Below are 12,283 nucleotides of genomic sequence, written 5' to 3'. Positions count from 1 at the left end.
TTTATCAATTGCCTTATTTAGAAAAGTTGAAGTAGTCAACTGATTTTTTCCTGTATTTCAAAAACAGAAACGAAATTCAGGCTTATTTATTTTGAAATAAAAAAATAAAGGCTGCATGAAAGCAGCCTTTATCCTTCTGAAATTCTACTTTTTAATTAATTTTCTGCAGTATTGAGTTTCTTTTCCAGCAAACGATAAGTCTTATATCGTTTTCCGTTCATGTGCTCAATAGCCTTATTCATCATATCATTATGTTCCAGCATCCAGGAAGCTTCGCCAAATTTTATTCCTTTTCCTAATCCGTTTTTCATAATAGTAGCATAAAAACATGCTTCAATACCCATTTTACGATAAGGCTCCATTACGCCTAAAGCAATAATTCTGAGCGCATTGATTTTTTTCCTGCCAAATAATAATTTGAAAATACCTGTAGGAAACAAACGGCCTCTTTTGATTTTCTTTAAAACCTGATTGATATCGGGCAAACACAGCGCTATACCGACAACTTCTCCATTATGCTCGGCAGCAAGGCAAAAATCGGTATCTGCAATCATCTTAAGGTCCTTACCCATAAAATTAAATTCTTCGGCAGTCATCGGCACAAAACCCATGTTTTTATCCCATGCTGCATTGTATACTTTCCCGAACTTTTCAAGCTCACTTTTGAAATTATGCTTCAAATCAAAGGAACGGATGGTAATGCCTTTTTGAGCAAGGCGTTGCGTCAATGCTTCCTGCAAACGAACAGGCTTATCTCCCAAATCATTATCATATAAAGCATATGCAACAAGGTCTACCTGCTTTGTCAAGCCATAGTGCTCCAACAAGGGAAGGTAATAAGGTTTGTTATAGGTCATCAATACCATGGGAGAGGAATCGAAACCATCAACCAATAAACCACAGGCTTCGTTGGTAGAATGATTTACAGGACCAATCATGGAATCGACTTTTTGATCTTTCAACCATTTTTCAGCGGCGCTCAAAAGTGCATTTGCCACTTCCTGATTGTTGATAACATCAAAAAAGCCAAAAAAGCCATCGTTGACTTTGTTGAAATCGTTGTGGTTACCATTAAAAATGGCAGCAATACGGCCTGCAACCTTATTGTCCTGATAAGCAAGAAACAACTGGATTCTTCCATGCAGAAAGAAGGGATGTTTTGGTGAAAGCAAATCGCGTTGTGCCATAAATAGCTCTGGCACATAATACGGGTCGTCTTTGTATAAATCGTGCGGAAAGTCAATGAAGGTGCGCAGTTCACTTCCCTTATTTTGGATTGGCTTAATCTGGATCATGTCATAAAGATAAAACAGAAATGAAATGTTGTTACTATTTACATGAAAATAGCAACTGGTTAACGATCGGATATTCTACAAAAAATGTCCTGCAAAAAATTTACAGGACATTTTCTATTAAAATTACTTGTCTGACATTTAAAGGTCTGACAAGTACAATATAATTTATACTTTTTCTTTCATTGTTTGTATGCCTAATTCTTTTGCTAATCTGATTAATTTACCCAAGGCTTCATCAATCTGAGCAAATGAATGGGTAGCCATCAGTGAAAAGCGAATTAAAGTACTATCGGGTGGAACAGCAGGAGAAACAACAGGATTTACGAAAACACCTTGTTCCTGTAGGCCGCAGGTCAGATTGAAGGTTTTCATATTATCGCGGATGTAAATCGGGATAATAGGCGTTTCTGTCGGGCCTAAATCAAAACCTTCATCGTTTAAAATCTTCATGGCATAATTGGTATTAGCCCAAAGTTTTTCAATGCGTTCCGGTTCAGATTCAATAATATCGAGCGCTGCCATTACGCTGGCTGCAGATGCGGGCGTCATGCTTGCGCTGAAAATCAAAGAACGGGCATGATGCTTTAAAAATTCAATTACTTCGTTATCTGCTGCAATAAATCCGCCTAAGGAAGCCAATGATTTACTGAATGTCCCTGAAATAATATCAACCTTATCTGTAAGTCCGAAATGAGAAGCGGTACCTGCACCTTTGTCTCCGATTACACCAAAACTGTGTGCATCATCCAGCATAATACTGGCGCCAAACTCATCTGCAATTTCTACCATTTCAGGTAACTTAACAATATCGCCTTCCATGCTGAAAATACCATCCACCACAATAAGTTTCACGGCATCTTCGGGCAACTGACTTAGCTTTTTGCGTAAGTCGGCCATATCATTATGAGCGTACTTTATTACTTTGGAAAATGACAACCGGCTACCGTCAATAATGGAAGCGTGGTCGTATTCATCTAATATCAAATAATCATTACGGCCTGTAAGACAAGATAATGCGCCTAAATTTACCTGAAAGCCTGTGCTGAAAATTGCTGCTGATTCTTTCCCTACATAAGCTGCCAAACGCCTTTCCAATTCTTCATGAATATCCAAAGTTCCATTCAGAAAGCGGGAACCGGCGCAACCGGTACCATACTTTTGCGTAGCTGCAATTGCCGCCTCAATTATCTTCGGATGATTGGTTAAACCCAGATATGAATTTGAACCAAACATTAATACCCTTTTGCCGTTAATATAAACTTCTGTGTCCTGACCCGATGATATTGGTCTGAAATAAGGGTAAATACCCTGCTCCCTGGCTTGAGCCGGAGCGGTATATCTTGCTACTTTCTGTTGTAACCGTTTCTGCATGTAAAGGCCAATTGAAGGTGCTAAATTAATATAAATTTAATTTAGTGGTACCTTTTTTGTTTTTAGAGATGTTTTATTTCTTTCCACCTGTTACTACCAAGCTTTCTGATCTGCAATATCTCTCTCTGAATCAATCTAAAAATATAAAGTACAAAATTAAAATTAAACAACTGTTTACACCCGTTTCTATATCATTAATTTCCTAAACGAAAGTTAATAAAAAATTCATCTGATATCGTTTACTTCCCTTTCAATGGTCGGAGAAGGCTTTTAAGGCTCATTTCTATTCAACAATATTAGTAATTTTTCTCAATAAACCAAATTTTACCAATCCTTTCGTCTGCGCATCTTCTTTTCACCAAGCATTTTCTTGGCATCCAGGCGCTTCTGAATGATGGTTTTAGTTGGTTTTGAGGCCAATCGTTTTTTAGGTTTTACAATGCTCTGATTTACCAGAAGCAGTATTTTTCCCAATACAATTTTCTTATTAGCTAACTGAGTGCGGGATTCACTGCTTTTTACAATCAAAAAACCTTCCGAATTAATTCTGTTTTGCTGCTTTTCAGCAATCATCATTTTCTGTTCAGCATTAAAGAAAACGGACGAACTCACCTGCCAATATGCTTCCACCATGGTTTCTACCTTGTTCACATTTTGTCCGCCTTTTCCTCCGCTTCTGGCAGTCCGGAAGAATATTTCTGATGAAAAATCAATCATAAGCCCCTCTATAAATAGGAAAAGCTACCGTTTGGGCAGCTTTTTCTATTATTATGTGTAGTAAATAGTGAATTTTGAATGCTCAATTGCGAATACGTTTATCAGAAACTTTCTACGATTGACTATCAATTATTCACTGACAACTAACTAACTTTTTGTGTTTTTGAATACTTGTTACGATCGTTTTCGTCCAGATAAATTTTACGGATACGAATGCTTTGAGGCGTACACTCGATACACTCATCCTGTTGGATATACTCCATACATTCTTCAAGGCTCAATTGAATTTTAGGAGCGATATTTGCAGCACCATCAGTACCACTCGAACGCATATTTGTCAATTTTTTACCTTCAATAACGTTCACGCTTAAATCGCCCGGTTTGATGTGCTCTGCCAAAATCTGACCACCGTAAACTTCTTCACCCGGATCGATAAAGAACGAACCACGATCTTGTAACTTATCGATAGAATACCCGGTAGAAGTACCACCTTGTTTAGCTACCAATACGCCGTTGTTACGTCCGGGGATAACACCTTTCCAGGGTTTGTATTCGGAGAAGTTATGCGCCATTACAGCCTCACCTGCAGTAGCAGTAAGCATTTGTGAACGTAAACCAATCAAACCACGGGATGGCATATCGAATTCAAGGTGTTGCATTTCGCCTTTAGACTCCATTATCAGCATTTCGCCCTTACGTATTGTAACCAGATTGATTACTTTACTTGCAAATTCATCAGGAACGTCAACAACCAGATTTTCAAATGGCTCACATTTAACACCGTCAATTTCCTTAGTGATAACCTGTGGCTGACCAATTGTCAATTCATAGCCTTCACGACGCATGGTTTCTACCAATACGGAAAGGTGAAGGATACCACGGCCATAAACCAGGAATTTATCAGCATCATCTGTATCTTTTACACGTAATGCAAGGTTTTTTTCCAATTCTTTGTAAAGACGGTCACGCAAATTACGACTGGTTACGAATTTACCTTCACGGCCAAAGAAAGGAGAGTTATTGATGCTGAACTGCATGTTCATTGTAGGCTCATCAATAGCGATAACCGGCAATGCTTCAGGATTATCATAATCAGCGATTGTTTCACCAATCTGGAAATCTTCGATACCAACAACCGCACAAATATCACCTGCAGCTACTTCTGCTACTTTCTTCTTGCCCATCCCTTCAAATACGTAAAGTTCTTTTACTTTACCTCTTACAAGGCTGCTGTCTAATTTGCACAATTGAATATTCTGACCTTCTCTAAGTACGCCACGAGCTACACGGCCTACGGCGATACGACCTAAGAAAGAAGAATAATCCAAAGAAGTGATTTGCATCTGAACTGTTCCTTCAGAAACCGCAGGTTCCGGAACATGCTCCAATACCGCATCCAATAAAGGATTGATATCTTCGGTTTGCGTTAATGAAGTATTATACCAACCTTGTTTAGCAGAACCATACAAAGTAGGGAAGTTTAATTGTTCTTCTGTAGCATCCAATTGGAAGAAAAGGTCAAAAACTTTGTCATGAACCTCATCCGGACGACAGTTTGGCTTATCCACTTTATTGATTACAACAATCGGGCGAAGACCAAGACCTAAAGCTTTTTGCAACACGAAACGCGTTTGAGGCATCGGACCTTCAAATGCATCTACCAATAGCAATACACCGTCAGCCATTTTTAATACGCGCTCTACTTCACCACCGAAATCGGCGTGACCCGGAGTATCAATAACGTTGATTTTTGTGCCTTTGTATGTTACAGAAATGTTTTTGCTCAGGATAGTAATACCACGCTCACGCTCAAGGTCATTATTATCCATAATCAATTCGCCGGTTTCCTGATTATCACGGAATACCTGCGTAGCATGGATAATTTTATCCACCAAAGATGTTTTGCCGTGGTCAACGTGGGCGATGATGGCAATGTTGCGTATATTCATAAATGCAAAATAAAGCTTAGAAAAAGAGGCTTTGGTTTATTTTTCCATTAAATTAAAATAGCCTTTTCCCTAATGTTTTCTTCTAAAAGGGTGCAAAGGTATGGAAAATAGTTGAGAGCGAAATAGTTTAGATTTATGGAAAGATATAATTACGGGTATTGAGAATTTTAATAACATTAGAATATTGATTACCAAAGGTTATTTTCTTTGTAATCGTCTGAATAAATTATAAACCAACTATTTTATATGAAAAATTTAAACTTGCTTTTAATTCTGTTATTATTTTCAGTGTTATCAGGTTGCAGTAATTGCAATAAATGCTGCGACCCAATCCCACCTAACCCCGGTAATTTATATCTGTCTGTCAAACAACACGGACAGCCATATCCTGATAGCTTTATGAATGATGTTCAAATGTATTATTATCAGGATGGAATTAAAATAACTGATCCAAATAAGGATAAAAACAGTCCAAACAGCATAATGTACAATGATACAGTACTGTTACAACGACCATATGCTTATGATGGTGTTTCGGAATACAAAGCTCCGGGCATTTTTTCTTCTTATTATGTCCTTAATATCGTAGCAAAATCAGGGGTTCATGACTTTTATTTGCAGTTTGCTGACGGGAAAATTGACACATTGAATATAGAAATACAATCGGTAGCAGACAACAAAATAACTTCTGTTCCTTGTCAATGTACTCATCAGATAACTGAAATTAAAATAAATGGAAAAGAGATGAACACCGACTCTCTTGCATTCAGGATAGGTGGCTCTGAATCGGATAATAGTGTTTATATAATAGAAAAATAGCTTCCCGGATTATATACAGCAGCAATTTTATGTTTAATCTACAGCCCTTACCTTTGCCAACATGTTACCATATTCCGACAACATCCGTAAATACGCTAAAGACACTATACAAAGCGAGATTGATGCCATGCAAAAAATGCATGACTTCGTTGATGAAGCTTTTGTCGAGGCTGTAACATTGATGCATAAAGCCAAAGGCAGGATTGTTATTACGGGTATAGGCAAAAGCGCTATTATAGCTCAGAAGATAGTAGCCACCATGAATTCCACAGGTACACCTGCCCTTTTCATGCACGCAGCTGATGCTATTCACGGAGACCTGGGCATGATACAACCGGACGATGTGGTCATCCTGATTTCCAAAAGCGGCGAAAGCCCTGAAATAAAGGCTTTGCTGCCTTTTATTAAAAATTTCGGAAATAAGGTTATAGCTATTTGTGGAAACAGCCATTCTTATCTGGCATTAAACGCAGATCATTTCATTAATACGACAGTCGATTCTGAAGCATGTCCCAATAATCTTGCTCCGACAACAAGCACCACTGCGCAATTGGTAATGGGCGATGCACTGGCTGTAAGTTTATTGCAGTTAAAAGGCTTTACAGACAGGGATTTCGCCAGGTTTCATCCGGGAGGGAATCTTGGAAAAAGACTTTATCTTAAAGTACAGGATTTGAGCAGCAAAAATGCACAGCCACAAGTGACAACCACTGCTTCGTTGCGTGAAATCATTATTGAAATTTCCGGTAAATATCTCGGTGCAACAGCAGTTCTTGAATATGGAAAATTATATGGCATCATTACGGACGGCGATTTACGCCGGATGCTGGAAACGAATAGCAATCCTTCTTCATTGAAAGCAAAAGACATCTGCAGTAAAAATCCCAAAAGCATTGAGGCTACTGAACTTGCGGTACAGGCACTGGAGTTAATGCGGGAAAATGACATTACTCAGCTCATAGTAACCGAAAATAATTCCTATGCCGGCATGATCCATTTACACGATTTGGTGCGGGAGGGATTGATATAAGCACTTCAGTAATATTGACAACCTCACCGATAAGGGAGGCTTTGTTTATCCGATTTTGGCCTCTTTCTCCAAAGCTTAATGTCATGCAATTTAATAGTCTGTCTGTCTACTTCAAGTAAACCTTCGGCCGCAAACTGGTTGATAAGCATAGTTACGGTTTGACGACTGGTACCTGTGAGGCGGGCAATATCGTCGTGTGTGAGGTAATTAGGCAAAACAAAAGTATTTAAATCCGATTCGCCGTTTTGGGCTACCAAAGTCCAGAAAAAATAAAGTACTCTGGTACGCACATCCTTCTGTAACAGGTTCAATAATCTGTTTTCAATGCGTCGCATACGCAATCCAACTTTTTTGGCAAAAGTTATAGCAAGATCAGGACGTTGTCCCAATAACCTTTCAAAACGCTGTATTGTAAAAGAGCACAATGCTACATCGCTTTTATACGCTTGTGCAAACTCACCCCTTAAGTTATCCGGCATTAAATTCACCTGTCCGAAAACATCTCCGGGCTGCAATATGTCTCTTATAAATTCGTTGCCCTCATTATCTACATTACCAATACGCACCAGCCCTTCTTTCACAAAATAAAGTTTATCAATCTGATGTGCATCAAAATAAATATATGAGCTTTTTTCAGCCAAAACGATATTATGCGCAATATCGAGATTCTCATAATCATCATCGGATAGCTGCGCCAAAAAATCATTTTGCCTGATTATAAGTAAATGGTTTTCCATGCTCATCGCTATAAAAATACAAATATTTGCGACGGCTAAATGCTTTTATTTACTTGCAGACACAACTAAAACCATTACAAACGATTGAATTTCGTTATCTCTAATCCATGTTCCGTTTTTATCTTCAAAATATAATTGCCTTTTGCCAGGCTATGTATATCAATTAAATTGTTTTTGGCACTTATTGCAGCCGTCTTTAATAATTTGCCTGTAATGCTCCAGATTTCTGCGTGCATACCAGAATGGAACGGCCCGGATATGTATAGTTTACCATTATTTGGTATCGGATAAACCTTAAAGTTCTTTTCAGTAGAAATTTTACCGATGCCTGTTGTATTACCTGTCAGCTTTAATGATCTGGCTGCCTGTTCTATTTTTTTGTCCGGAGTACTTAATATACCGATTGCATAAACCTGATTGATTTCCCAGATCGGATCAATAGCCATCGATTGCGTATATACTGTAGAATCCCCAATATTTGCAGGAACGGCAAAAGTAGTAGGAGCGGCTCCTGCAAAGGATTTACGGAATACATCCTGCTGCAATGTTTCACCATTGTTTCCCGTAAAATTTATAGTGTCTTCTACAACTACAGCATATAAGCTCAAGGCATTAACGGAAGATGTATCCACTTTTTTCACTACGATACGCAAATTAATGTTTCCGCCTTCCCGCTTTAGATCAGCCGTCATGGCAAATGACGTTTTGCCTGTTAACGCCTCGTCATACATTGTTGGATTTGCATAGTTATCGCTGGCAGGAATGGGAGCTCCCTGAATAGCCAAACGTGGTGTGCCACCAAAAACTCCATAGAAGTTAGTACGTGCATCATTTTCTACTTTGTTATATTGACTGAAAGGACAGGATGCATAAGGCGAACTTGGATGATAAACGATATGAATAATCTGTGGAAAGTTCATAAGGTTATTGTAGAATCCCGGGTTACGGCTGGCACATACGCTACAATAAGTATTGGTAAAGTGTTCTACCACCACTTGTTTATCTACTTGCTGTCCCTTGCTTGAGAAAGAAAACATAAGCATAACCATTAAAGTCCCGGATGCAATTTTCATATTTTTCATATTTTCAGTATTAAAGAATTAAAATTTATAAATAAATGTGGGTGTAATGCTCCAGCTGCGCGTAAGTCCATCAGGACGGCTTTTGCGAGCAATTACGGGCGCACCGGCCAGTAATTGTAACGTAACTCTTTCGTTTACGTACTGCAATCCGGCGGTGGCATTCAGTGTTATTCCTTTACTGCCGGAAATTTCAAATTGTGTTCCGCTCAAATCAGTCGCTTTGTCATTTCCTAAATGATATATAAGCAGCGGTCCGGCGGTAATACGAAATCTCCTGACATCGAAATGAATATCAGTTCTTAACAAAGCATCACCTTTCCTCCTTAAATGCCTTGAATCGGGAAAAGATTTGTAAGCCTCCGGTTCATCAGGATACTGAGCGCTTAAGTAACCATTGTTATTGTATTGAAACAAGGGCTGCTGATAACCCGCAGCAAACGAAAGGAAATTCTTATAATCGGCACGTAAGCCCAGAATAATATCCGTAGTGCCCAGGCCCGGCTGATAAGGCATTGGCAATGGATGATCCTTTGTTGTTATAGCATTTGTTTTACCTAAGCCTATTTTGATACCTCCGGTAAAAGAAAGCTGAAAATCTTTTTCACCGAAAAATTTATTGGTATAAGAAATAATCGGATCGCCAATACCTGAATAATTCCCCAAATCTCCGGAAGCAATATAATAAGGCAACCTTATCTCTAAAAACGAATGCTGATTAAGATTTCTGGTATAAGATAATTGCGGTATCAAAACAGCCGTTTTCTTCTCGCCATTTGCTATATTCATGCCTAAGCCTACAGCATTAAATTTTGACTCATTTTTATTATCTGATGCCTGTATTGCGCCTGCAGTACAAAAACCTGCATCGGAGCAACCTTGAGCATGTGCATCACAGCTAAACATGATAACCGCAACGCTCCATGAAAAAAAGCCGATAATTTTATTTAAGCCATTCATAATCGTAAAGCTATAGAACTCATTTTCTTCGGAATGTCGGCTACACGACATTTATAGCAAAATAGATGCTCGTTGCTATCATTAATTGAGAATAATCAATCAATTTGCTTTGAAGTACAACAGCTTATCGAAAATCAGGCCAATTAAACTTGTGATTATTGTACAAAACAAAATAACTCTGTTTTCTTTTCTATTTTTGGGGCTTAGATTTTGACTCTCAACAACAACATATTAGATACCCCCGTTGAATTTCTGAAAGGCGTAGGCCCGCTCAGGGGTGCCTTATTGCTTAAAGAATTAAATATACAGTCCTACGGCGATTTGCTGAAGCATTTCCCGATGAGATATATAGATACTGCGGGTATAACAAACATAAGTGAACTTACACATGAGCACGAGTATGTACAACTGCGTGGTGTTATTTTCAATTTTAAAGAAGAAGGACAATCTTTCCGCAAACGGCACACGGCAACACTTTACGACAAAACGGGCAGTATTGAATTAATCTGGTTTCAGGGTGGCAGCTACGTACAGAAAAACATTCAGCCAAATGCCGTTTACAATGTTTTCGGCAAGTTGAGTTTCTTTAACGGAAATGCAAATATATCGCACCCGGAGATTGAGTTGTTCAATGCTTCTGCACCTGTAAACAGTATGCAGCCTGTTTATTCAACCACAGAAAAATTAAAGGCTAAAGGTGTTACCAACCGTTCATTTGCAAAGTTGATGCAGGGTTTATTTGAAAAAATAAATGAACAAAGTATTCCTGAAATTTTACCTGCCGATGTATTGCAGCATTATAAATTAATGCCACGTTTTGAGGCATTCAGACAGATACATTTTCCCGCATCCGAAAAGCACAAATGGCATGCGGAAAGGCGTTTGAAATGGGAAGAATTATTGTTGTCGCAACTGAAAATTTTAAAATTAAAGCTGAACCATCACCAACAGGCTGGTTTTATATTTCCTAATGTGGGGGCGCATTTCAACGAATTCTTTAATAATCATTTACCATTCAGCCTTACGAATGCACAAAAGCGTGTCATCAAGGAAATAAGGCAGGACACTTTCAGCGGTAAGCAGATGAACCGCTTGGTGCAGGGCGATGTAGGAAGCGGGAAAACCATGGTAGCATTGATGTCTATGCTTCTGGCATGGGATAACGGGTTTCAGTCGCTCTTAATGGCACCTACCGAAATTCTTGCCCAACAACACTATCAGGGAATTAAAGAATTACTTGCCCCGCTGCATATTCCGGTTGCTATACTTACCGGAACTGTTAAAGGAAAAGAGCGCAAACAAGTATTGGAAGGACTGGCAAAAGGCGTTATACCTATTGTTATCGGCACCCATGCATTGGTAGAAGATACCGTCAAATTCCAAAATCTTGGTCTGGCTATTATTGATGAACAACATCGTTTTGGTGTGACGCAGAGAGCGAAACTCTGGACAAAAAACGACCATCCGCCCCATGTGCTTGTCATGACTGCAACGCCCATTCCGCGTACCTTAGCGATGACTGTTTACGGTGATCTGGATGTATCGGTGATTGATGAATTGCCTCCGGGAAGAAAGCCGATTGAAACCATTCACAGGAGTGAAAATTTCAGGCCGAAAGTGATGCAATTCCTGAAAAATGAAATTGAAAAGGGAAGGCAAATCTATATCGTTTACCCTCTTATTGAAGAATCCGAAAAGCTGGATTATGAAAGCCTGAAAGCAGGTTATGAACAAGTAAAGGCCTGGTTTCCTGACCCGAAATACAGAGTAGCAATGGTGCATGGCAAACAGCCTTTAGACGAGAAAGAACGCAATATGCATCGTTTTGTAAGCGGCGATGCGCATATTCTGGTGGCTACGACCGTCATAGAAGTGGGTGTTAATGTTCCGAATGCTTCGGTTATGGTTATTGAAAGTTCGGAACGTTTTGGTTTGTCGCAATTGCATCAGCTACGCGGACGTGTTGGTCGTGGTAGTGAAAAGAGTTATTGTATTTTACTGACCGGTTTTGAGATATCGAAAGAAAGCCGTCAACGTATGTCTATAATGACGCAGACTTCGGATGGCTTTGTTATTGCAGAAGAAGATCTGAAAATGCGCGGACCCGGTGATATTTATGGTACAAGGCAAAGCGGTGCACTGGACTTTAAGATAGCAGACATCATACATGATGTGGAAATAATGGAAGAAACAAAAGTAGCGGCTCAAACCATCCTGAATAATGATCCTATGTTGGAGCAGCCAATGCACAGAGCATTACAAATACAAATTCATCATAGCCGCAATAAGCAGGTACAGCAATGGAATAAGATCAGCTAATGTTTTT

At 39.1% G+C, this 12,283-nt stretch carries 9 protein-coding genes and 1 pseudogene; 3 read left to right on the top strand and 7 right to left on the bottom strand.

Translation table 11 applies throughout. From position 1 onward, the window contains the following. Nucleotides 1-155: 155 nt before the first annotated feature. From F0919_RS05560 to typA, 4 genes and pseudogenes are all read right to left on the bottom strand, one after another. Complete coding sequence (locus F0919_RS05560) at nucleotides 156-1,295, bottom strand: hypothetical protein (protein WP_150031715.1); 1,140 nt, start codon at nucleotides 1,293-1,295, stop codon at nucleotides 156-158. A 165-nt stretch (nucleotides 1,296-1,460) separates the two neighbouring features. Continuing rightward, a complete protein-coding gene (gene spt / locus F0919_RS05555; RefSeq protein ID WP_150031714.1) occupies nucleotides 1,461-2,666 on the bottom strand; it encodes a serine palmitoyltransferase in 1,206 nt (401 codons plus the stop codon). Between the two features lie 324 nt (nucleotides 2,667-2,990). Further along, nucleotides 2,991-3,368, bottom strand: a pseudogene (locus F0919_RS05550) (peptide chain release factor-like protein); the annotation flags it as partial. Nucleotides 3,369-3,526: 158 nt separating this feature from the next. Further along, a complete protein-coding gene (typA, locus tag F0919_RS05545) occupies nucleotides 3,527-5,332 on the bottom strand; it encodes a translational GTPase TypA (protein WP_150031712.1) in 1,806 nt (601 codons plus the stop codon). 246 nt (nucleotides 5,333-5,578) lie between these two features. On the opposite strand from typA, the gene F0919_RS05540 reads away from it, so the two are divergent. Both F0919_RS05540 and F0919_RS05535 read left to right on the top strand, forming a co-directional pair. Next, on the top strand, nucleotides 5,579-6,151 hold the full coding sequence (locus tag F0919_RS05540; protein ID WP_150031711.1) for a hypothetical protein: 573 nt from the start codon (nucleotides 5,579-5,581) through the stop codon (nucleotides 6,149-6,151). A gap of 61 nt (nucleotides 6,152-6,212) precedes the next feature. Next, the gene (locus F0919_RS05535; protein ID WP_150031710.1) at nucleotides 6,213-7,181 is read left to right on the top strand and encodes a KpsF/GutQ family sugar-phosphate isomerase; all 969 of its coding nucleotides are present in this window, start codon (nucleotides 6,213-6,215) and stop codon (nucleotides 7,179-7,181) included. 23 nt (nucleotides 7,182-7,204) lie between these two features. On the opposite strand, the gene F0919_RS05530 is transcribed toward F0919_RS05535, so the two are convergent. From F0919_RS05530 to F0919_RS05520, 3 genes are all read right to left on the bottom strand, one after another. Next, nucleotides 7,205-7,918 (bottom strand): Crp/Fnr family transcriptional regulator, encoded by a 714-nt coding sequence (locus F0919_RS05530; RefSeq protein ID WP_190277276.1) that lies wholly within the window; start codon nucleotides 7,916-7,918, stop codon nucleotides 7,205-7,207. A gap of 74 nt (nucleotides 7,919-7,992) precedes the next feature. Beyond that, on the bottom strand, nucleotides 7,993-9,000 hold the full coding sequence (locus F0919_RS05525; RefSeq protein ID WP_150031708.1) for a T9SS type A sorting domain-containing protein: 1,008 nt from the start codon (nucleotides 8,998-9,000) through the stop codon (nucleotides 7,993-7,995). 18 nt (nucleotides 9,001-9,018) lie between these two features. Continuing rightward, the gene (locus F0919_RS05520) at nucleotides 9,019-10,008 is read right to left on the bottom strand and encodes a hypothetical protein (RefSeq protein WP_150031707.1); all 990 of its coding nucleotides are present in this window, start codon (nucleotides 10,006-10,008) and stop codon (nucleotides 9,019-9,021) included. Between the two features lie 159 nt (nucleotides 10,009-10,167). Between F0919_RS05520 and recG the strand changes: the two genes are divergently transcribed. After that, a complete protein-coding gene (gene recG, locus F0919_RS05515) occupies nucleotides 10,168-12,276 on the top strand; it encodes an ATP-dependent DNA helicase RecG (RefSeq protein ID WP_150031706.1) in 2,109 nt (702 codons plus the stop codon). Nucleotides 12,277-12,283: the final 7 nt, after the last annotated feature.

Source organism: Taibaiella lutea, assembly GCF_008629695.1.
GTDB lineage: Bacteria > Bacteroidota > Bacteroidia > Chitinophagales > Chitinophagaceae > Taibaiella > Taibaiella lutea.
The sequence above is the reverse complement of the archived record's forward strand: the minus strand, read 5'-3'. Positions and strand labels throughout refer to the sequence as shown.

What these genes read in the sequence shown, in the direction of transcription:
- F0919_RS05525 (WP_150031708.1), bottom strand. Translation starts at nt 9,000, where the DNA reads ATGAAAAATATGAAAATTGCATCCGGGACTTTAATGGTTATGCTTATG.
- F0919_RS05520 (WP_150031707.1), bottom strand. Translation starts at nt 10,008, where the DNA reads ATGTCGTGTAGCCGACATTCCGAAGAAAATGAGTTCTATAGCTTTACG.
- F0919_RS05530 (WP_190277276.1), bottom strand. Translation starts at nt 7,918, where the DNA reads ATGGAAAACCATTTACTTATAATCAGGCAAAATGATTTTTTGGCGCAG.
- F0919_RS05535 (WP_150031710.1), top strand. Translation starts at nt 6,213, where the DNA reads ATGTTACCATATTCCGACAACATCCGTAAATACGCTAAAGACACTATA.
- spt (WP_150031714.1), bottom strand. Translation starts at nt 2,666, where the DNA reads ATGCAGAAACGGTTACAACAGAAAGTAGCAAGATATACCGCTCCGGCT.
- F0919_RS05560 (WP_150031715.1), bottom strand. Translation starts at nt 1,295, where the DNA reads ATGATCCAGATTAAGCCAATCCAAAATAAGGGAAGTGAACTGCGCACC.
- F0919_RS05540 (WP_150031711.1), top strand. Translation starts at nt 5,579, where the DNA reads ATGAAAAATTTAAACTTGCTTTTAATTCTGTTATTATTTTCAGTGTTA.
- typA (WP_150031712.1), bottom strand. Translation starts at nt 5,332, where the DNA reads ATGAATATACGCAACATTGCCATCATCGCCCACGTTGACCACGGCAAA.